The organism is Marinobacter lutaoensis, from assembly GCF_001981305.1.
In the GTDB taxonomy this organism is placed as follows: Bacteria; Pseudomonadota; Gammaproteobacteria; order Pseudomonadales; family Oleiphilaceae; genus Marinobacter; species Marinobacter lutaoensis.
The window spans coordinates 12,566-33,616 of the sequence record NZ_MSCW01000012.1; the positions used below are offsets into that span (position 1 = coordinate 12,566).

General features: G+C 66.2%; 17 protein-coding genes. 8 read left to right on the forward strand and 9 right to left on the reverse strand.

The genetic code is table 11. The features are described 5' to 3' along the window. Nucleotides 1-3: 3 nt before the first annotated feature. The 3 genes from BTO32_RS16560 to BTO32_RS16570 form a co-directional block, all read right to left on the reverse strand. Complete coding sequence (locus tag BTO32_RS16560; RefSeq protein WP_076725773.1) at nucleotides 4-1,887, reverse strand: sensor histidine kinase; 1,884 nt, start codon at nucleotides 1,885-1,887, stop codon at nucleotides 4-6. Further along, nucleotides 1,884-4,043, reverse strand: a complete 2,160-nt coding sequence (locus BTO32_RS16565; protein ID WP_076725774.1) for an EAL domain-containing protein — start codon at nucleotides 4,041-4,043, stop codon at nucleotides 1,884-1,886. Before BTO32_RS16565 ends, BTO32_RS16560 begins: the two co-directional genes overlap by 4 nt. Before the next feature lie 183 nt (nucleotides 4,044-4,226). Then, nucleotides 4,227-5,180: a zinc metalloprotease HtpX gene (locus tag BTO32_RS16570; RefSeq protein ID WP_076725775.1), complete on the reverse strand. Its 954-nt coding sequence runs from the start codon at nucleotides 5,178-5,180 to the stop codon at nucleotides 4,227-4,229. 178 nt (nucleotides 5,181-5,358) lie between these two features. Between BTO32_RS16570 and BTO32_RS16575 the strand changes: the two genes are divergently transcribed. The 3 genes from BTO32_RS16575 to BTO32_RS16585 are packed head-to-tail and all read left to right on the forward strand — an operon-like array spanning nucleotide 5,359 to nucleotide 8,893. Further along, nucleotides 5,359-6,204, forward strand: coding sequence for a peptidase associated/transthyretin-like domain-containing protein (locus tag BTO32_RS16575; RefSeq protein ID WP_076725776.1), 846 nt, complete (start codon nucleotides 5,359-5,361; stop codon nucleotides 6,202-6,204). An 11-nt stretch (nucleotides 6,205-6,215) separates the two neighbouring features. Continuing rightward, complete coding sequence (locus BTO32_RS16580; RefSeq protein WP_076725777.1) at nucleotides 6,216-7,700, forward strand: lipoprotein N-acyltransferase Lnb domain-containing protein; 1,485 nt, start codon at nucleotides 6,216-6,218, stop codon at nucleotides 7,698-7,700. Next, complete coding sequence (locus BTO32_RS16585) at nucleotides 7,700-8,893, forward strand: hypothetical protein (RefSeq protein ID WP_139339136.1); 1,194 nt, start codon at nucleotides 7,700-7,702, stop codon at nucleotides 8,891-8,893. The genes BTO32_RS16580 and BTO32_RS16585 overlap by 1 nt, the downstream gene beginning before the upstream one ends. 18 nt (nucleotides 8,894-8,911) lie before the next feature. Here BTO32_RS16585 and BTO32_RS16590 read toward each other — a convergent pair whose 3' ends face one another. Both BTO32_RS16590 and BTO32_RS16595 read right to left on the reverse strand, forming a co-directional pair. Beyond that, complete coding sequence (locus BTO32_RS16590) at nucleotides 8,912-9,079, reverse strand: DUF2897 family protein (RefSeq protein WP_076725779.1); 168 nt, start codon at nucleotides 9,077-9,079, stop codon at nucleotides 8,912-8,914. Between the two features lie 11 nt (nucleotides 9,080-9,090). Continuing rightward, a complete protein-coding gene (locus BTO32_RS16595) occupies nucleotides 9,091-9,912 on the reverse strand; it encodes a substrate-binding periplasmic protein (protein WP_084206893.1) in 822 nt (273 codons plus the stop codon). 314 nt (nucleotides 9,913-10,226) lie between these two features. Here BTO32_RS16595 and ahpC point away from each other — a divergent pair, with 314 nt between their 5' ends. Further along, entirely contained in the window at nucleotides 10,227-10,790 is a 564-nt protein-coding gene (gene ahpC, locus BTO32_RS16600; RefSeq protein WP_076725780.1) for an alkyl hydroperoxide reductase subunit C, read from the forward strand. Nucleotides 10,791-10,919: 129 nt separating this feature from the next. On the opposite strand, the gene BTO32_RS16605 is transcribed toward ahpC, so the two are convergent. Further along, nucleotides 10,920-11,627, reverse strand: a complete 708-nt coding sequence (locus tag BTO32_RS16605) for a DUF3581 family protein (RefSeq protein WP_076725781.1) — start codon at nucleotides 11,625-11,627, stop codon at nucleotides 10,920-10,922. 135 nt (nucleotides 11,628-11,762) lie between these two features. Here BTO32_RS16605 and BTO32_RS16610 point away from each other — a divergent pair, with 135 nt between their 5' ends. Continuing rightward, complete coding sequence (locus BTO32_RS16610; protein ID WP_076725782.1) at nucleotides 11,763-14,474, forward strand: cation-transporting P-type ATPase; 2,712 nt, start codon at nucleotides 11,763-11,765, stop codon at nucleotides 14,472-14,474. Between the two features lie 135 nt (nucleotides 14,475-14,609). Then, the gene (gene ahpF, locus BTO32_RS16615; RefSeq protein WP_076725783.1) at nucleotides 14,610-16,178 is read left to right on the forward strand and encodes an alkyl hydroperoxide reductase subunit F; all 1,569 of its coding nucleotides are present in this window, start codon (nucleotides 14,610-14,612) and stop codon (nucleotides 16,176-16,178) included. A gap of 78 nt (nucleotides 16,179-16,256) precedes the next feature. Here the strand turns inward: ahpF and BTO32_RS16620 are convergent, their stop codons facing one another. After that, on the reverse strand, nucleotides 16,257-16,928 hold the full coding sequence (locus BTO32_RS16620; protein ID WP_076725784.1) for a transglutaminase-like domain-containing protein: 672 nt from the start codon (nucleotides 16,926-16,928) through the stop codon (nucleotides 16,257-16,259). A 95-nt stretch (nucleotides 16,929-17,023) separates the two neighbouring features. Continuing rightward, nucleotides 17,024-17,167 carry a hypothetical protein gene (locus BTO32_RS17865; RefSeq protein ID WP_175618686.1) on the reverse strand — a complete coding sequence of 48 codons (144 nt, stop codon included), beginning with the start codon at nucleotides 17,165-17,167 and terminating at the stop codon, nucleotides 17,024-17,026. A 155-nt stretch (nucleotides 17,168-17,322) separates the two neighbouring features. Here BTO32_RS17865 and BTO32_RS16625 point away from each other — a divergent pair, with 155 nt between their 5' ends. After that, nucleotides 17,323-18,849, forward strand: coding sequence for a flavin-containing monooxygenase (locus BTO32_RS16625; RefSeq protein ID WP_076725785.1), 1,527 nt, complete (start codon nucleotides 17,323-17,325; stop codon nucleotides 18,847-18,849). A gap of 89 nt (nucleotides 18,850-18,938) precedes the next feature. After that, nucleotides 18,939-20,243 (forward strand): hypothetical protein, encoded by a 1,305-nt coding sequence (locus BTO32_RS16630; protein WP_076725786.1) that lies wholly within the window; start codon nucleotides 18,939-18,941, stop codon nucleotides 20,241-20,243. Here BTO32_RS16630 and BTO32_RS16635 read toward each other — a convergent pair. Continuing rightward, the gene (locus BTO32_RS16635; RefSeq protein WP_076725787.1) at nucleotides 20,224-21,039 is read right to left on the reverse strand and encodes a TlpA family protein disulfide reductase; all 816 of its coding nucleotides are present in this window, start codon (nucleotides 21,037-21,039) and stop codon (nucleotides 20,224-20,226) included. The two genes, BTO32_RS16630 and BTO32_RS16635, sit on opposite strands and share 20 nt — an antisense overlap. Between the last annotated feature and the right edge of the window lie 12 nt (nucleotides 21,040-21,051).

Here is a 21,051-nt window from a genome sequence, read left to right on the forward strand (position 1 = left end):
CGGCTAGACGTCGACCTTGTCGAGCGCGACCGGCAGGCGCAGGGTGAACCGGGTGCCCCGGTCGTGGTCGCAGGGGGATTGCACGTCAAGGCTGCCCTGCAGCACCTGAGTGACCCACTGGTGCACGAAGTGCAGGCCCAGCCCGGTGTTGCCCTGGCCCCGGCGACTGGTCACGAACGGGTCGAACAACCGGGGCCGGATGCCCGGATCGATGCCGCGGCCGTTGTCTTCCACGGTGATCAGCAACCGCCGTCCCTCCGGCCGCGCTGTCAGGGTAATGGTGCCCGGCTCGGCCGCCTGGAACCCGTGCTCCAGAGCATTGACCAGGAGATTCTGTAACACCTGGGAGAGCACCCCGGGGTAGCCCTGCAGGGTCAGGGTGGGGTCGATCCGGTTGTCGATGGTCACCGAATGCTGCTTCAGTTGCGGCTTCAGGGAATGGATGAGGTCCTCGGCGACCTGCCGCGGCGAAAACTCGACGATGTCCTCGTTGCCCCGGTCAACGGCCAGGCGTTTGAAACTGTGCACCAGCTCGGCGCACCGGGTCAGGTTCTGCCGGATCAGCTCGATTCCCTGTTCGGTGTCCTCAAGGTAGGCCTTGAAGTCCGCGCGTGACAGGCCTTGCTCGAAGCCTTGGCGCAAGCTGTCCAGGTTCTGTTGCTGGCGGGCGGCGGCCAGCATGGCGCCGCCAATCGGCGTGTTCAGCTCATGGGCGACGCCGGCCACCATCATGCCCAGGGACGAAAGCTTGGAGGCCTGCACCAGATCCTGCTGCAACAGCTGCTGCTGGCCGAGCAGTTCCTGTTGGCGCTGGCCAGCCTGTTCCAGAGCGACCTTGTCCTGTGCCAGTTGCCGGTTCAGTTGGAGCATGGTCCGCTGCTGCCGGTATTCCCGCCACAACACCACACCCCCCACCGCCAGCAGGATCGCCGCCACCAGCGACGCCTGCATCAGCGCCCTGGACCGGTAACCCTGAATCAGGGACCGCGGGGTATGGGCCAGCAGGTAGGCGTCCACCTGTCCGGTTTCCGGCCGCAGCCGCAGGGATTGGGCGCTGACCACGCCGGTGTCGAACAGGTCCGTGAGCACCTCATGGGTTTGCAGTGCCTGCCAGAGCGCCGGACGGGTGCGCGCCAGGGTCGCTTCCGGGTGATTCAGCTGCTGCCCCCATTCCTGCGCCGGATCGGGGTGCAGCATCCAATAGCCGTCGGGGTTGGCGAGCCTCAGCTGCACCTGGTCGTCGTTCAGCTGCCGCAGGGCGGCCAGCATCGACGCCAGGTTGTAGTTCAGGATCAGCAGTCCGGGCGGCATCCGGCCGTCCTGGCCGGTTTGCAGGGAGACACGGACCGTCGGTTGGAGAGGAACCACCACCCGGCCCCATTCTTCATTGAGATCGATGGGCGAGAAATAGATGCGGTCCGGTGGGGTCTGGATGCCGGCTTGGAAGTAGTAGCGCTGGCTCTTGTCCTGCAACTGGTGCTCGGGGACCGGATAGGCAACCCGGTTGGCCACATCCACGCGGACTTGTTCCTGGCCGGTCGGGTCCAGCCAGCGAAGCTGGATCAGGTCTTCCACGGCATCGTTAAACGAGACCATGACCGCTTCTGCCCGGGCCCGGTCGATCGGTTCCTGCGACAGCGCCTCGGCCAGCTGCCGGTCGTGGGCCAGCAGGCGCAGGGTGTGGCGCATGTCGCCGAGCCGGCTGTGCACTATCGACAACGCCAGGCCAAGCTTACGGTCGTGCTGCTGTCTCAGGCTGTCCAGGGTGCCGGACATGCGGTCGTGGTAAACGATCGCCGCCACCAACAGCGGCAGCACCAGGACCGCGGCCAGCACCGGCAGGTGGAACAGGACGCGTTTTCTGAGGCCGTCCCGGACGACGCTCATGTCTGGGCCAGCCAGTCGACGACATCGTCAACGGACATGGGCCTGGCGAACAGGAAGCCCTGGCCGATGGCACACCCCATGTTGACCAGGTGTGCCCGCTGCGCTTCGGTCTCGATGCCTTCGGCCACCACCGTGTAGCCAAAGCGCCGGCCGAGGGCGATCACGATTTCGGTGACATGTTCGCCGATGCTGCCCGAGCCAAGTTCCTGCACAAAGGAGCGGTCGATCTTGATGGTATCGGCGGGCAGGGTGGCCAGGTAGGCGAGGGACGAATGCCCGGTGCCGAAGTCGTCGATGCTGACGGCCATGCCGCGCTCGCGCAGGGTAGCCAGCAGAGGGGCCACCTCATGGTAGCCCTGCATGGCCTGGGTCTCGGTGATCTCGATTTCCAGCCGGGCCGGATCGACCTGCCCGGAGTCCAGAATCGACAGCAGCTTGCCGACGTAGTCCGGGTTGCACAGGTCGCTCCAGGTGGCGTTGAAGGAGATCGGCAGCGCATGACCCAGACTGGACAGGTACTGCGTGGCGGCCACCGTCTTGCGCAGGATCTGCAGATCCAGAGCATTCAGCAGGCCGGAAGTCTCGGCCAGGGGCAGGAAGGCGCCCGGGGCAATGAAACTGCCGTCCTCTTGGGGCCAGCGCACCAGGGCTTCGAAGCCGACGACCTGGCGGTTGTTCAGGCGTATCTTGGGCTGCAGGAAGATCGTCAGCCGGTCTTCCTCCAAGGCCTGGATGAGCTGTTGCAGCAGGTCGAAATCATTCTGGATGCGGGTCAGCACCTCCGGACGGTAGACGCCGAGGGGCTGCTTTTCCCGCTTGGCGGTGTACAGCACCGTCTGCGCCAGGTGCAGCACCTCCTCGGCCGGGCATTCCCGTTCCACGTCCGCCAGGTTGAGCCGGGCCAGGGTCAGGCGGACCTTGCGGGTGGCACCCTCCAACGGAATGTCCACCAGCGATAGCCCGCGCAGCGCACCGTCGTCGGGCAACCGGTCGCTGGGGCTGAGGACCCCCAGAGTGTCCAGGCCAATGCGCACGAACGGCGTTCCCGGGGGCAATCGGGTGTTCAGGTGCCGGTACAGCTTGGTCATGAACTGCTCCACCGCGGCATGGCCAAAGGTCAGCGTGCGTTCGGCGTAGTCGTTGAGCGAGAACAGCAGAAGCGTGCCAGCCTGCCACTGGCGGCGGGACAGCCGGCGAAGTTCCCGAATCAGCCAGTTGCGATTGTAGATGTCCAGGGAGGCGTCGAAGTAGGACAGGGCGCGGAGCCGGTCAACCAGCATCAGATTGGTAAAGCCCGTTTTGATGTTTTCGCTGAACACGGACAGCAGGCGGATGGTGCTTTCGCTCAAGGGCCCCGGGGTTTTCAGGAGCACGGTATGGACGATCTCGTCTCCCGGTTCATGGAGCAGGGCATTCTGCGGGAAATACAGCACCACGTAGTTGTCCTGGAACTGGTGCCGGCGCGAGCGCAGGGCCTCGTCGATGGCCGGCGCGAACGTCGCCAGGGTGCCGCTGAGTTCGTCCGGCGACTGCCGGTGGCTGTGCCGGAAGGCTCCGAAGCTGCTCAGGACCCTCACGCCGCCGGCTTGCCGGGGGTTGTGCTCCAGGCACAGAATGCCCTCGCCGCCGGTTTCGCCAAGCCCGATGACCTGGGCAATCTGTTGCAGCACCGTGTCCGAGAAATGCTGCAGATCGTATCGGTCGGCAAGATGCTGGCTGGCTTCCACCACCATCTGCAGGCCCATGTGGGCCTGTTCCAGCTCCGCCATGGTCTGCCAGGTGCGCAGGTTGGTGGTGACGATGGAGGGCAGCCGGTCCTGGAGTTCGGACTTGTTCCAGTACTCGTTGATGTCGTATTCCTGAATCACCCGGGCCCGGGGCGCGACGCCGGGCTGGCCGGTCAGCAGCACGATGCGCACGGTCTGGTTGCCCAGGGTGTTGCGGATGGTCTCCACCAGGCGCAGCCCGGCGTCCTCCTCCTCCATCACCACATCCAGCAGGATCAGGCCGATGTCGGTCTGGTTGGCGAGCAGCACCGCCGCCTCCGTGGCGGAGTTGGCGCTGAGCAGCTCCACCGGCCGGCCCAGCACCGTGAGCCCGCGCAGGCCGTAGGTCAGGGACGCCTGGTACCCCCGGTCGTCCTCGACACTCAGCACTTTCCAGGGGGGGCGCCCTCTGGCCCCGCTCCCCGGTCGCGTCGGGTGGGGCCGTATCCTGTTCGTCGTCGATGAACGAAAACTGCTCGTCAGTGCCCGCCATTCCCTTGCCTTACCTCGCTCCCTGTTTCCTTGCAATTTAGCTGGTGTATACAAAATAGACAATCCCGATGGGTGGGGGGGCTAGCGCCAAATGCCGCCCGGCCGCCAACGGGGGGGCTGGAGGTGTTCCGGTGTGCGCGGCCAGGTGCGGGGGTGGTGCGGCCAGTCTCGGGCCGCGGGGGTGAGGGCCAGCAGGCGTCGGATGCGTTCGCTGGTGGCCGGGTGGGTGCGCAGCCAGGAGGGTTCGGGGTTACCCCAGCCGGGCAGCAGCCAGCCGCGCCAGGACAGGTTGGCCCGCTCGATTTTGGCCAGGGCCGAGGCCAGTCCTTCGGGGTCGCCGGTCAGCCGGGCGGCGGCCAGATCGGCGTCGAACTCCCGGACCCGGGATAGGCCCAGTTGCGCCAGCAACGCCAGCTGCGGAGCCACCGCCAATAGAATCAGAGCGATCCAGGGGATATCCACCGGCATCAGCAGCATCAGGGGCAGCGCCAGAATCAGCAACAGCAGGCCCGCCAGCGACAGCAGGCTGGTGAGGCGGCTGGCGGCATCGGCCAGGGTCATCACGAACAGGTCGCCGTGGGCGATGTGGGACATTTCGTGGGCCAGTACCCCGGTGATCTCCCGGGGCGTCAGGCTGCGCAGCAGACCTTCGGTGACCGCCACCGACGGCTCGTTACGGCTGCCCACCGCGAACGCGTTGATGGTGTGGCTGGGTACCACGTACAGGCGGGGGGTGCGGGGCAGTTCCGCCCGTTCCGCCAACCGCTGCAACAGGGCCCACAGGTCCGGGGCCAGCTGCGGCGGCAGGACGCGTGCCCGGTAGGCGGCCAGGGTCAGCCGTCCCCCGGCTGCCGGGGCGCTCAGCACCGCGATCAGGCCGGCGGCCAGGGCCAGCCAGCGGCCGCTTTCACCAAACAGCAACTCCCCCAACAGCGCCACCAGCCCCAGCAAAAACAGGATCAGCAGAATGCTCTGGATGCGGTTGCGCCAAGCGGAGCGTTGCCAGGTCGACGGTGTCCCTTGGTGTCCGGTCATGGCGTGCCTCGTGCATGGAGTCTCTCTCTCTGGTAGTGGGGGAGGACGCGGGTGTTTTCAACGGAACATGGTCATTCTCTGCCCAACTTACTAAGATGTCATGAACACAGGGTCTTCTCGGCGGTCATGGTGTCGGCGGGCGGGCGCTCTTCCTCACCTGGACTCTCGGGAACCCGATATGAAGTTTTTTGCCTCCCTGCTGTTGGCGGTGGTCACCCCGGCCGCCTACGCCGCCGACTCTTTGGTTCGAATCGACTGCCTGGACGAGACCGATGGGGCTGCCGTCTACCTCGACGGCGAGTACCAGTTCGACTGCGAGCCCTTTGCCAAACGCCCCATCCTGACCCAGGCCGGCGAGCATGAGGTGACGGTGGTCAAACCGCTGGACCGGGAGTACGAACGGGTGTTTACCCAGACCCTTGAGCTCCGTGCCGGTGAGCCGCAACGGGTACGGGTGTCGTTGCCAGCCCGGACCCTGACCGCATACGGCCGTGAGCAGGAGGCCCTGCGCCGTGAGCAGGCCCGGATCGCCGCGGAGAAGGCGGAACAGGAACGCCAGGAACGGGCGCGCCTGGCTGCAGAGGCCGCGGCCCGCGAGGCACTGGAGCAGGATCTGGCCCTGGCGCGCCAGGGCCAGGTGGCGGCGATGCAGCGCATGGCCGAGCGCTACGACAAGGGCGACGGCGTCGAGCAGGACCCGGACCAGGCGAGCCACTGGCGTGAGCAGTACCGGCGACAGCAGGAAATCAACCGGTTGGAAGCGAGCCGGATGGAATACCTCGACATGACCAAGTCGGCGTTGATGGCGATCTACGGGGACGACGGTGAGCCCAGTTTCACGGTGATCATGGTGGCGCCCACCCTTGTCGCGCCGACGTTTTTCGCCGAGGTGCTGTCCTCGCCCGTCACCACCACCCAGAACATGATGGTCGACAGTGACATTGAAGCCCTGCGGCAGCAGGCGCATGCCACCCGCTGGGCCAATCCGCAAGCCCTGGTGGCGAGGGTGGCGGACGGACACTGACGGGGTCGCCGATGTCCTGGTTGCGTGCGTGCTGCCTGCTGGTGCTGGCGGCCTTGACCGGTTGCGCCGGCCTCGGCCCGGTGTCGCCGCCGGCGCCGGACTCGCGGTTTCGCGAACTCGCCCGTTTGGTCGGGACGGATCCGGAGTCCGGCCCGGGGTTTGCCGCTGAGCTGGCCGCCTACCGAGCGGACCCGGCCTACGCCTGCCGTCGTCCCGCCTTTGCCTACTATTTTGCCCACCGGTTCGGCCACACACTGGACTACCGTGCCTGCCCCGCCACGGTGCCGTTCTTCCTGCTGGACCGTGATCGGGGTGGCTATCTGGTGCGGGTGGCGCCATCACGGGTGCGGCGCATTCACATCATGTTCGCCACCGCCGGCGACGGGGTGGCCTCGCGCTTTGGCCACGTATCTCTCCGACTGGTGGTCTGTCCCGACGTGGGAGCCAGCGATCAGGCGTGCGACGAGAACCTGCTTCAGCATGTGGTGCTCGGCTACGTGGCTCGGGTCAACGAGTTTCACCTGAGCCTGGTGAAGGGCGTGCTCGGGGGGTACGACGCCCACCTGAGCGGCTTCTCGTTCATGGAGGCGTACCGTGCCAACACGCTGCTGGCGGACCGGGATATCTATTCCGTGCCGCTGCGGCTGACCTCCGAACAAACCGAGCAGATCGTCCGCGAACTGTCCGAGATCCACTGGAGCTTCCGGGGCGACTACCGCTTCTTCACCAACAACTGCGCCACTCTGCTGCAGGACACGCTGGCCGCCGCACTGGCCGGGGCGGCGGAACCGGAGGCGCTGGCGGCTGGGTATCTGCGGCCGGACGCCTTCTTCTCCGCTTTGCGTGACAGCGATCTGGTGCAGTACGACGTCTTGAACTCGCTGACCGAGGCGGAGCGCCGGGGGTACTTTTTCCGCAGCGCCCGGCCTTACTACCAGCAGGCGTTCGAGACCGTCCGGCAGGCGCCGGGGTGGTCCGGTCCGGATTCCCTTCAGGCGTACCTGGCCACCCCGGCCCGCGAGCGCCGGCTGCAGCTGCTCACATCGGATCGTTTGCTGACCACCTATGCCCGGGACCGGCATGCCTGGGAGGCCCAGGTTCTGCTGGAGGAAAAGGCGCTGATGTCACTGGCCGATGCCCAGCGACACTCGGTGCTGGCGCTGGTCGCCGAAGAGGGCATGGTGGCACGCCTGGAACGCTACGTGTCGTCCCTTCCGGACCACGACGACCGCCAGCTGTTGGCACAGTGCTACCTTCGTCCCCTGGCCCGGTTCCGGCAGCGATTGCCGGTATCCGCGGGTATCCCGGGGCCGGACTTCCTTGACCGCTACCCGGTGCCTTCGGCCACCTGTGCCGACGGGCGCAACCTGCACCGGGCGAGACAGTTGCTGACGGACTGGCTGCCGGCTGACCACCATGCGGTGCAACGGTTGCGGATCATTGACCGGGAACTGGAGCAGACCCACGAGAATCTGGCGCAATTGAGGGCGATGTAATGAACGCACGACACCTATGCATGAGTCTGGTGGCGACCCTGTTGACCCTGTTGGCGGGCGTGCCGGCGGCACAGGCAGAGTCATCGGGAGAGGCGGGCGACATGGCCCGGATGCTGGAACAGCTGGACATGCTGGATCAACTGGACCAGCTGGACCGGCAGGACTTCGAGGCGGCCATCGCCAAGGTTTACGCCTGTTCGGATGCCCGTGACTTCGGATGCGCCGACGGCAGCCTGGCGACGGCCGGGACGCTGGTCTACGACGATGCCTCGCGCCAAGCCCTGGCCGACGCCCGCACATACCGTGGCGATATGCAGCGGATCGCGGAGCAGGAGCAACAGCGGCTGGCGCGGCAGGCGCGGATTCAGGAATGCAGTGACCGGTGCCCCATGCCCGATCAGTTCGAGGACTGCGTCGAGGGTGACCTCAGCCCCCGGTACTGTGATGAGCCCTCCTACGATCCCCCCGCCGGTTCCAACTCGAACGATACCTTCGTGGTGTTGAACCAAGCGTTGCAGGAGTTTCAGCGTCAGGCCGAGAACCAGCTGGCGCAGCGCCAGCAACAGCTGCAGCAGCAACAGCGCCTTTACGAGCAGCAACGGCGCCAGCAGGAGGAGCGGGAGCGCCAGCGTGAGGCCCAGCGCCGGGAGTGGGAACGCCAGCGGGCGCGGCAGGTGGCTGTGGCGGAGCAACAACAGGCGGAACTGGAGGCGATGCGGCAGCAGGCCGACCAGGCCCGCCGTCAGGCTGAGGCACGGCAACGGGCGGCCGAGGAAGCCCGGCGCCAGGAAGCGGCGCGCCGGCAAGCCGAGGAGGCGGCGCGACTGGCGCGGCAACAGGAGACACTGGAACGGCAACGGGCCCGGGAGCGGGAGCAGGCTGAGCGCGAGGCCCGGCGCACGGCGTATCTGGCCAGCCTGCAGCAGGGCATTCAGCTCGGTGGCAAGACCTGCTATGGGGAGAAGCACGTGCTGGGCGTCATTCCCAGGATCCGGCCGGAAGAGGTGGCCTGCATCGACGTCCATTTCAACGTTTATTGCCCAGGGTCGCCCAGCGTTCAGCACCAGGGCGTCATGCACAACATGGTGAGCAATGCCGGCGGCTGCTTTGGCGATACCACCGAAGTGCCCAAGGGCATCGGCTGCACGGCGGAAGAGTTCCGGGTCCGGGTGACCCGGGTCACCGGTTGCTGAGCGGCCACCGGGGCCGGCTCAGTCGTCTTCCTCCGCGTCCCGGGCTTCCATTTCCGCCTGGCGCCGCCGGATCTTTTCCAGCGTCTCCGGGGGCAGGCGGGTGCGGGCGGAGTCGCGCAACAACAACAGGTTGCCGACGATCAGCCCCAGCGCCAGCAGCAGGATGATCCAGCCAATGGTCGGCATGTCTTGGCTCCTCAGTGGTGGGTGTAACGGCTGATGTTTTCCTCGATCAGGGCGTCGATCCTGCCCTGATTCTGCGCCAGCCGCAGCGCGTTGGCGAAGGCCTCGCGCAGGGCCTGGGTGTTGCAGCGAGACCGCTTGGGAAAGGCAAAGTACAGGTTTTCCACGCTGACGACCTGATCCGAGGCGGTGAACTGGTCCTGCCAGTCGTTGCGGCCGAGTTTCACCCGCCCCTGGAGGGCTTCGTAGAGTACATAGTCGACCCGTCCGGCCATGGCCATCCGGAATGATTGTTCAATGGAACGGACCGTTTCCAGGCGCAGGTGATTGGCGGCGTAGTCATCGAACGCCTGGCCGAAGCTGTTGCCGATCAGGGTGGAGCCGACCTTTCCTTCCAGGTCCGACCAGCGGCGGAAGGGGAATTCCCGCCCCCGGGGGAACCAGACCACCGTCGGGATCCGGGTGATCGCCGGGCGCACGTAGTCCAGATAGCCGGCGCGTTCCTCGGTCATGAAGGCGCCGGCCACCAGATCGATGTCGCCGTTGCGGGCCAGCTTCTGGACCCGGGCCCAAGAGCCGATGTGGCGGACGTTGGCTGTCACCTCGAGCCCGTCGAAAATTTCTGTCAGCAGCTGCGGCAGAGCCCCCTTGAGCTCGTTGGAGTCGTCGTTCGGCTGCCAGAGAAAGGGGGGATACTCGGAGTTGCCCGCGATCAGCAGCCGTTCGCAAGGCCAGGGGCTGGCCAGCCCCGCGAGGGGAAGAACCAGGCAGACAGCCAGGAGACCGGGGGCGAGGACCCGGCGGACGCGGCAGGCAATCAAGGCTGGAATCGACATCGTGAACGGTTCCCGGAGCTGCAGGCGAATCGGTATGTTTCAATGTAGCAGGTATGAGCGCCGGGGCGTAAAAAACCCGTAACCTGCCCCTGGCACGCTTGGTTGAAGTTGTCTGGAACGTCCCCATATCAGCCCATGCGGTTTATTCAGGGGGGCGACCCCGGCGGTGGCGGGTTCGTTGGCCGGGTGGGCGGATAGACACTGCCTATCTGCAATTTGGAAATTATCAATTTTAACGAACCTGGAAAAATCCGTATCGTTGTCCCCGTATTGTCTTCACCCAAATACACCAACTGGAAACAGGAGTTTTCGACATGGGTATCATCAACAGCGAGATCAAGCCGTTCAAAGCGACCGCCTTCAAAGAGGGCGAGTTCGTTGAGATCACCGAAGCCGACGTGAAAGGCAAGTGGGCGGTCTTCTTCTTCTACCCGGCGGACTTCACCTTCGTGTGCCCGACCGAGCTGGGCGACCTGGCCGACAAGTACGAAGAGCTGCAGAAGCTGGGCGTTGAAGTGTTCTCCGTGTCCACCGACACGCACTTCACCCACAAAGCATGGCACGACACGTCCGAGACCATCGGCAAGATCAAGTACTACATGGTGGGCGACCAGACCGGCACCATCACCAACAACTTCGGTGTCATGCGTGAAGGTCAGGGCCTGGCCGACCGCGCCACCTTCCTGATCGACCCGGACGGCATCATCCAGGCCGTTGAGATCACTGCCGAAGGCATCGGCCGCGACGCCGACGACCTGCTGCGTAAGGTCAAGGCTGCTCAGTACGTCCGCAACCATCCGGGTGAAGTATGCCCGGCCAAGTGGAAAGAAGGCGAAGCGACCCTGGCTCCGTCCCTGGATCTGGTTGGCAAGATCTAAGCCTTCCTCGAACCACGGAAAACCCCGGTTCGGCCGGGGTTTAAGACGGCTGACGAACCCCGGTTTTCCGGGGTTCGTTGCGTTTGGGGCCCGCGCGCCATGTGAATTCCACGGGGTACCCGCGACGGTTTAGCGGATGCCACGAGCCTTGAGCCGGTAGAATTCCTCGATCACGCCGGCCATTGCCTCTGGGCTGTAGGGCCGCAGGCCGCCGAGCACCAGCTGCTTGGCCATGGTGCCGACCGGCCGCCCGTCGGCGTGCAGATGGTACTCCAGGGTCACGTGACCACGCTTGCCGGCGGCTTCCAGGGTGGCCTGGTGCAGCGTCAGTTCGGGGTTTCGGGCGTCGAGGTCGTCCAGGTTCACGCTCATGCTTTCATACATCACCATCGGCCGTTCTGGGTTGAACATCACGCCGTGGCGTTCCATCAGGGGCTTGAGGGTGTGGGGAAAGTTCTTGCCCGAGGCCGCCACATAGCAGCGGGTCACCGCTTCGAGAACCTCCGGGTCCCGGCTGCAGGCGCCGTTGCGGGTGACGTCCAGGTAGACTTTGCCGGCGTCGTCACACACCTCTATGCTGCCGTCGCCGTTCTCCCGGAAGGTGACCGGCACGCCGTCGCCGAGCAGGTTGCGGAACTTAAAGGTCATGTTGCCGGACAAACCAAAGCGAGACAGCACGAGGGCGAACAGCAGGTCTCCGGGCACGCAGAATCGGCGCGCGTCCGGGTCATGTATCGGGTTGAAGTCGCCGGCGATTTCCTTGGCGAACTGACTGGCCTGGACCGCGGAAATGTGGATGCGTCCATCCCGGACAGAATGAAAACGTTCAAGAAACATAGGCTACCTTTCCCGATGCCAGGTCTGGCGGGCAAGTGAACGGAACAAACCCGGCTATGATAGTGGAGTCGTCCGTTGGCCCCAATGCGCTATTTGTCCTAGTGTCCACGCACTCCAGCCGTCAGGGAACCTGCCATGAATCTTCCCCCCGGTGCCCACTGGCACACACTTCCCGAGCCGGAGGCACTGTCGCTGCTGGCCAGTTCGCCGGCCGGCCTGAGCCAGGCCGAAGCCGACCGCAGGCTGCGGCAGCAGGGGCCCAACCGCTTGCCGACGGCGCCGAAACCCGGTCGCATCCGGCGTTTCCTGGCTCAGTTTCAGAATGTCCTGATCTATGTCCTGCTGGGCGCGGCGGTGATCACCGGGGCCCTCGGCCATGCGGTGGACACCGGTGTGATCCTGGCGGTGGTGCTGGTCAACGCGCTGATCGGCTATCTCCAGGAGGGTCGGGCGGAGCAGGCCATGGCGGCGATCTCCGGGCTGCTGGCACAGCGGGCGGCGGTGTTGCGGGACGGCCACCGCCAGACGTTGCCGGTGGAGCAGCTGGTGCCGGGTGACATCGTGTTGCTGGAGGCCGGTGACAAGGTGCCCGCCGATCTGCGCCTGCTCAAAGCCCATGATCTGCGTATCCAGGAGGCCATCCTCACCGGAGAGTCGGTACCGGTGGAGAAGCAGACCGAACCGGTGCCGGCCGATGCCGCCCTGGGCGATCGCCGCTGCCTGGCCTTCAGCGGCACCTCGGTCAGCCACGGCCAGGGGATGGGGCTGGTGGTGGCCACCGGTACCCGCACGGAAATTGGCCGCATCAGTGGCCTGCTGGCGGGGGTGGAGCCGCTGACCACGCCGCTGGTGGCGCAAACCACCGTGTTCGCCCGCTGGCTGACCGCAGTCATTCTGGTGGTGGCGGCGAGCTTGCTGGCCTATGGCTACGGCGTTGCGAAGATGCCGTTCGACGACCTGTTTATGGCCGTGGTGGGGCTGTCGGTGGCGGCGATCCCGGAGGGGCTGCCGGCGGTGCTGACCATCACCCTGGCGGTCGGGGTCCAGGCCATGGCCCGGCGCAACGCCATTGTCCGCCGGTTGCCGGCGATCGAGACCCTCGGCGCGGTGTCGGTGATCTGTTCGGACAAGACCGGCACCCTGACCCGCAATGAAATGAGCGTGGTCACCGTGGCCCTGCCCGATCAGCAGCTGGTGGTGACGGGTGAGGGGTATGCACCGGAGGGGGCCCTGAGCCGGGACGGCGCGCCGGTGTCGGCCGACGCGATCCCGGGGCTTCAGTGGCTGGCCCGGGTGGCGGCGTTGTGCAACGACGCGGAACTCCAGTACGCGGACGGTCTCTGGCGTACCGAGGGGGATCCCATGGAGGGGGCCCTGCTGGCCCTGGCCGGCCGGGCGGCGCTGCCGCCCGGGGATCTGCGTGCCACGTGGCGGCGTTCGGACGTGATTCCATTCGATACCCGGCACCGGTTCATGGCAACCCTCAACCACGACCATGAGGGGCATGCCGCGATTCTGGTCAAGGGCGCGCCGGAGGCGATGCTGGCCTTGTGCCGGCAGTCGTTCACCGGCGAGGGGGCGGCCGAGCCTCTGGATCGGGAGGCCTGGCGGCGGCGGGCCGAGGCGATCGCCGGCGAAGGGCAGCGGGTTCTGGCGTTTGCCATGAAACCGGTGGCGCCGGAGCAGGTGGTGCTGGAACGCTCGGATCTCGATGACGGGCTGATGTTTCTGGGCATGGTCGGCCTGATGGACCCGCCCCGGCCGGAAGCCGTTGACGCCGTGGCGGAATGCCGGGCGGCGGGCATCCAGGTGAAGATGATCACCGGAGATCATGCCGCCACCGCACTCGCCATCGGTCGCCGGATCGGCCTGGCCGATACCGGCCGGGTCCTGACCGGCGCCGATCTGGACCGGCTGGACGACGCCGCGCTGCAGCAGTCGGCGCTCGAGACCGATGTCTTCGCCCGGACCAGCCCGGAGCACAAGCTGCGTCTGGTGACCGCGCTGCAGGCCCGGGGCCTGATCGTGGCGATGACCGGCGACGGCGTCAACGATGCGCCGGCGCTGAAACGGGCGGATGCCGGCATCGCCATGGGTCGCAACGGCAGCGAGGCGGCCCGGGAGGCGGCGGAGCTGGTACTGGCAGACGACAACTTTGCCTCCATCGTGGCGGCGGTCCGGGAAGGCCGCACCATCGACGACAACATCCGTAAGGTGATCAGCTGGACCCTGCCCACCAGCACCGGAGAAGCGGCGATCATCATTCTGGCCCTGCTGGTGGGTATGGTGCTGCCGGTGACGCCGATCCAGATTCTCTGGGTGAACATGGCGACGGCGGTCACCCTGGGCATTGCCCTGGCCTTTGAGCCGACCGACCCGATGGCCATGGCCCGTCCGCCCAGGCCCAGGTCTCAGCCACTGCTGACGGGCGCCCTGGCGTGGCACATCGTGCTGGTGACCGGGCTGTTCCTGGTGGGCGTGTTTGGGGTTTACCGCTACGCGATGGCGCAGGGGCACTCTCTGGAACTGGCCCGGACCCTGGCCATGAACACCCTGGTGACCATGGAAATCTTTCATTTGCTGTTCATCCGCAACCTGAACAGTGTTGCGCTCCGGTGGTCATCCCTGCGGGGTACGCCGGTGGTCTGGGCGGCGGTGGCGCTCGTGGTCGCCGGGCAGCTGGTGCTGACCTACCTGCCGTCGTTGCAGTCGGTCTTCGGCACCGAGGCGGTGCCGCTGGAGGCGCACCTCTGGCCCCTGGTTGCCGGTGTGCTGCTGTTCGTGCTGGTGGAGTCGGAGAAACAGCTGCGGTTGCGGCTGCGCCGGCAAGAACGTCGGGTTATATAGCAAGGCCCTATTAAACGGTTTGGGTCAATTAATTTGAGCCTTTCCTGGTGAGCCCTTATCGTTAGCGGCATCACACGTTTTTTCACCGAGTTCCACATTCACCGACTAAGACACCGTTTCAGGGGGAAGGACACTATGTTGGATGCCAACATCAAGGAACAACTGAAAGCCTACATGGCCAAGCTGCAGCAGCCGATCGAGCTGGTGGCAGCCTACGATGACAGCCCGAAATCCGCGGAACTGAAGGCGCTGCTCGAAGAGATCGAGCCGATGTCCGACAAGATCGGCCTGCGTACCGAGAGTGACGAGCGCGTTCGCCGCCCGTCCTTCGCCATCCAGCGGGTGGGCACGGACATCAGCGTGCGCTTCGCCGGTATCCCCATGGGCCATGAATTCACCTCGCTGGTACTGGCCCTGCTGCAGGTGGGCGGCCACCCGCCCAAGGTGTCCCAGGAGCTGATCGAGCAGATCCAGTCTCTGGACGGCGACTACGAGTTCGAAACCTACTTCTCGCTGTCCTGCCAGAACTGCCCGGACGTGGTGCAGGCGCTGAACCTGATGAGCGTGCTCAATCCGCGTATCAAGCACACCGCCATCGACGGTGCCCTGTTCCAGGACGAAGTGGAGCGGCGTGAAATCATGGCGGTGCCCAGCGTTTACCTGAACGGCGAGCCCTGGGCTCAGGGCCGGATGACCCTGGAAGAGATCGTGGCCCGGCTGGACACCCGCTCCGAGGAACGGGAAGCCGAGAAGCTGAACCAGAAGAACGCATTCGATGTGCTGGTGATCGGCGGTGGCCCGGCCGGTTCCGCGGCGGCCATCTACGCCGCCCGTAAAGGGATCGCCACCGGTATTGCCGCCGAGCGCTTCGGTGGCCAAGTGGGTGACACCATGGGCATCGAGAACCTGATTTCCGTGCCCTACACCGAGGGCCCGAAACTGGTGGCGGCGATGGAGCAGCACGTCAACGAATACAACGTCGACATCATGAACCTGCAGCGGGCCGAGAAACTGGTGCCGGCCTCCCGGGAAGGCGGTCTGCATGAGGTGCGTCTGGCCAATGGGGCGTCCCTGAAGTCCCGCACCGTCATCCTGGCCACCGGTGCCCGCTGGCGCCAGCTCGGCGTGCCGGGTGAGGCGGAATACCGCAACAAGGGCGTGGCCTACTGCCCGCACTGCGATGGCCCGCTGTTCAAGGGCAAACGCGTGGCGGTGATCGGTGGTGGCAACTCCGGCGTGGAGGCGGCCATCGACCTGGCCGGCATCGTTGGCCATGTCACCCTGATTGAGTTTGGTGCCGAGCTGCGGGCGGACGAAGTGCTGCAGAAAAAACTGCGCAGCCTGAACAACGTGGACATCATCACGTCCGGCCAGACCACCGAAATCACCGGTGAGAACGGCAAGGTGAGCGGCCTGAACTACAAGGACCGCAACACCGGAGAGATGCACCACGTCGCGCTGGAGGGTGTGTTCGTACAGATCGGCCTGGTGCCGAACACCGAGTGGCTGAAGGGCGATATCGAGCTGAGCCAGTACGGCGAGATCATCGTCAACGACCGCAACGAAACCTCCATTCCCGGTGTGTTCGCGGCGGGCGATGCCACCACCGTGCCCTACAAGCAGATTGTCATTTCCATGGGTGAGGGTGCGAAGGCGGCGCTGAGTGCCTTCGACTACCTGATCCGTCATTCAGCCGAGGGCTGAGACCGCGGGCCGGGCCCGCACGCTGACCCCGAACACCGGCGGCCACGGGATGTGGTCGCCGGTTTTTTTTGCCTGACATCAGCGCTGGGCGAGGTCCTGCTCCAGGCTGGCCGATGCCGGTTGTCGGGACTCCCCCTCCGGTGGGAACAGGTGGCCGTAGGCGGCACGGACGCCCGACACGATGAAGGCGTAGGGCAGGTCGTCGAAGGTACCGTGGTCGGCGATGTATTCCATGTGCGCCTGGCCGTCTTCGGTGTACTCCTGAAACAGGGAATCATGCACGCCGTCGAACGCCAGGGGGGCCACCTTCATCTTGTGGCACAGATCGGCGTTGAACGCCGGCGTGGCCTTGACCCAGCGCCCGTTCAGGTACAGCTCGATGTAACCGTGCATGCGGAAAATGTCCGAACGCAGCCATTCGATCAGCTTCGGGCTGGACAGGTGGTTGCGCACGTCAGCCAGGCCCAGCCGGCTGGGGATGCCGATGGCACGGGCGGCGGCGCCCAGCAGCACCGCCTTGGGGATGCAGTAGGTTTCGCCCTGGGCCAGGGCGTGGCTGGCTTTGAAGGTGGCCGGGTCGGTATGGAACACATAGGGGTTGTAGCGGATGCCGTCGCGTACCGCCAAGTACAACGCCCGGATCCGCGTCACCGGATCTTCGGGCAGACCTTCCAGCTGACGCGCCAGCCAGGCCTGCACTGCCGGGGTGTCGTAGTCGAAAAACTCGGTGGCTCGAAGGTAAAGGTCCATGATCTTGATCCGGAATCGGGAAACGAACGTTCATCTTTGCCAATGAGCGGGCCGGGGACAATGGCCGGATCGGTCAATGCCATTGCCCGGAGTGCTCAGGCCGCGCGGTCTTCCCAGGTGCCCTGGGCGATGGAGGTCTCGGCCCGGGAAGGCCGTTCATGGGGCTCGATCAGGATGCCGCCGTCCAGCTCCGTGGTGACGGCGCGCAGGGCGTGATCGGGAGAATACAGGGTTTTCATGGCTCTGCTCTCCTGGTTCCTGGTCTTGGTCATGGGGCACCGGCGGGCCTGACTGGCCGCGAATACCGCCGGCGCGGGTAGGGCGGGCCAATTGCACGCCCCGGGGGCCGGCGTAGGGTAAAACCATAACGACAAGGAACCGGGAGTTCTGAACCATGAGCCAACACCCTTTTGACGTACTGATCATCGGCGCTGGCGTGTCCGGCATCGGCATGGCCTGCCACCTGCGGCGGGCCTGTCCGGGCCGTTCATTCGCCATTCTGGAGCGGCGCCAGGCCATCGGCGGTACCTGGGACCTGTTCCGCTACCCGGGCATCCGCTCCGACTCGGACATGTTCACCTTCGGCTACAACTTCCGGCCCTGGACCGGCGGCAAGGTACTGGCCGATGGCGCCGCCATCAAACAGTACGTTACCGACACCGCCCGCGAACATGGGGTGACGCGGCACATCCGCTTCCAGCGGGCGGTCCAGCGCGCCGAGTGGTCCAGTGCCGATAAATGCTGGACGCTGACCGTCCGCGACGAGGCGTCCGGAAACACCGAAACCTATACCGCCCGGTTCCTGATCGGCTGCACCGGCTACTACAACTATGACCGGGGCTACAAACCCGACTTCCCCGGCGAGGCGGATTTTCGGGGGCAGGTGGTGCATCCGCAGCACTGGCCGGAGGATCTGGACTACAGTGGCAAGCGGGTGGTGGTGATCGGCAGTGGCGCCACCGCCGTCACGCTGGTGCCGACCCTGGCGGAGAAGGCCGCCCACGTGACCATGCTGCAGCGCTCGCCCACCTACCTGATGCCCCTGCCGTCCATCGACAAGGTGACCCTGGCCCTGCAGAAGGTGCTGCCGGAGAAGGTTGCCTATCGGCTGACCCGGGCCCGCAACATCTCCATCGCCCGCCTGCTGTACGAGCGTTCCCGCCGGAGCCCGAAAGCCATGCGCCGATTGCTGCTGGCCATCATCCGGCGGCAGCTCGGCGGCCAGGTGGACATGCGCCATTTCAGCCCCGACTACAACCCCTGGGATCAGCGCCTCTGTGTGGTCAAGGACGGCGACCTGTTCCAGGTGCTCAAGAGCGGCCGGGCCTCGATCGTCACCGATCGCATTGAGCGTTTCACCGAAACCGGTATCCGCCTGGCGTCCGGAACGGAACTGGAGGCCGACCTGATCGTCCCGGCCACCGGGCTGGACCTGCAGATGCTGGGAGGGGTGGCGGTATCGGTGGATGGCGAGCCGGTGGTGATGAAGGACAAGATCATCTACAAGAATGTCTTGGTGGAAGGGGTGCCCAACGCCGGCATGATCTTCGGCTACACCAACATCTCCTGGACCCTCAAGGTGGACATCGCCGCCGAGTACCTGTGCCGCCTGATGAACCTGATGGACCGGCGCGGGCACCAGGTGGTGGTGGCCCGGGACACTGAAAACAGCCGGGGTGAAGAGACCATCCTGGGCTCCCTGGACGCGGGCTACATCAAGCGGGCGGCGGATCGCCTGCCGAGGCAGGGCACCCACGGTCCGTGGAAGTCCAACCAGAACTATCTGGAGGACGTGAAGGTGCTGCGCTTCGAGCCCATCGAGGACGGTTACCTGGAGTTCGATGGGGTCCGCACCCGCGTCGGTCAGGGGCGGGCCGCCGGCGTGCTGGCGCCGCTGCGCTCCGCACTGTTCGGAACCTGAGCTTGGACGGGGCATCCCCATAATTGCGGATGGCCCCGGGTCGATAGCTTCCTTAACATCGGTGCTTCACCGGTTGAGGAAGCACGCCATTGCACGCACTCCGTTCATTCCTGGCCTATCTGGCCCTGTTTGCCGCGGTCCTGGCATTCTGGCCGGGCATGGCCCTGGCCGGTGCCCTGGCGGTTGGCCTGGCCGTGTTGCTGGGCTGGCGCGACATGCGTCGGGTGCCGCGGGTGGTGTTTTCGGTGGCGGGGCTGGCGCTGGTGTTCGCCCTGGGGCGGGATGCCGCCCTGGTGTCCGAGGCGGCGGGCAACATGACGCGCCTGGCGGGCCTGGTGCTGTCGGTGATGCTGCTGTCCTCGGTGCTGGGCCGGTCGCGGGATCTTCAGCGGATCTCCGCCAGCCTGTTCGGTGGCCGCCCCGGCAGCCGCTACCTGAGCCTGGCCTTCGGCACCGCCCTGGTGTCCATTCCCCTGAACTTTGGTGCCGTGGCGGTGGTTGGCAGCCTGGTGTCCGAGCGTCTGCGTCGTGACGGCGATTCGGCGGCGACCCGCAACGCCACCCGGGCGGTGCTGCGGGGCTTCGGGGCGTCCCCCACCTTTTCGCCCTTGTCCATTTCCGTGGTGCTGACCCTGACCCTGCTGCCGGGGCTGAGCAGCCTTCAGCTGCTGTCCCTGGCCATTCCCTTCGCTATCCTGATGGTGTTCGCCGGCCTGGTCTGGCGGGAGCCGGAAACGGAACCGGAGTCCGCGCCCGGGGCGGAAACCGCGGGGCTGGCCAGCTGGCTGCGTTTTGGCGGTCTGGTGCTGGCGATTTGCGCGGGCGTGTTCCTGCTCAGTCACGCCTACCCGATCAGCTACGCCCACGCGGTGACGCTCAGCTGCCTGGCGGTGGTCCTGGGCAGCCGCCTGTGGGCCTGGAGTCGTGGCCACAATCCCCCCCTGGTGAGCATGGCGAACGTGAGCAACGAGCTGGCCATCGTGGGCGGCTCGGCGTTCATCGGCTCGGTGATCAGCGGTGCGGTGCTTGGCCAGATTCAGGGGGGCTTGGTGCTGCCGGACGGGCTCTGGCCGGTGTTGGCGGCGGCGGTACCTTGGGTCTACTTTGTCGCTGGGTTGGGGGGAATCAACCCGATTGTGGCCGGGACGCTCCTGGGCGGCATCCTCGGCTCCCTGTGGCCGGAGAGCGCCCTGATCGGGCTGGGGATCGCGATGGTGACCGGCTGGGGCATCACCGCCTTCGGCACGCCCTTTGCCGCCAACGCCCTGATCATGGAACGGCTGACCGGCTATCGCGCGGTGGATGCCTCGTTCCGCTGGAGCTTGGGGCTGTCGCTGTTCGGGCTGACGCTGGCCAGCCTGCTGGCGGCCGGGCTTACGGCGTGGCTGGCCTGAGCCGCTCCAGGCCCCGGGCCAGGGTGGCCTGGGACAGGGCGCCCATATGGCTGGCCACCTGCTGGCCCCGGGCGTTGTAGAACAGGGTGGTGGGCAGGCCGTGGCTGCCGACCGCCCGGGCCAGTTCGCCCCGGGTGTCCAGGAGCACGTGCTCCAGCCTCAGTCCGTGGTTCTGGAGGAAACGGCGGATGGTTTCCGGGGGCTCTCCCTGATTGACGAACACGAAACGGATCTCCGGGTAGCGCTGCTGGGCCTCGGCCAGCACCGGCATTTCCCGGACACAGGGCGGGCACCAGGTGGCCCAGAGGTTGATCACCATGGGCTGCCCCTGCGCCAAGCCTGACAGCGGCACCGAAGCCTCGGACAGGGTGGGCAGCGACAGGGCAGGGAGTCCCCGTGCCTGCCGTTCGATCAGGGCGACGGTACCGGCGGTGAAGCTCCAGAACAGCAGGCCGGCGCCCGCCGCGAGGGTCAGCGGGCGGCGCACCGCCGGCTGTCGCCAGAGCTTGTAGGCGGTGGTGATGGCGGCACCGGTCAGCCCCCAGACCACATCGAATCCGCCGTCGCGAATGTCGATCACGCCCCATGGCTGGTCGCGGTAGTGTGGCCAATAGGCGATCACGAAGCCGATCCGGGCCAGCAGGATCGCCCCCCAGGCGATGTCCGCCACCTGGCCGGCCACCGGTTGCCGGTAGCGCCGGCCCAGCAGGCCGCCGACCAGCAGGGCCAGGACGAAGGCCAGCAGAACCAGCAGGTGGCCGAGGGCAAGGCTCAGGGGACCGAGGCTGACACTCATCGGGCGGACTCT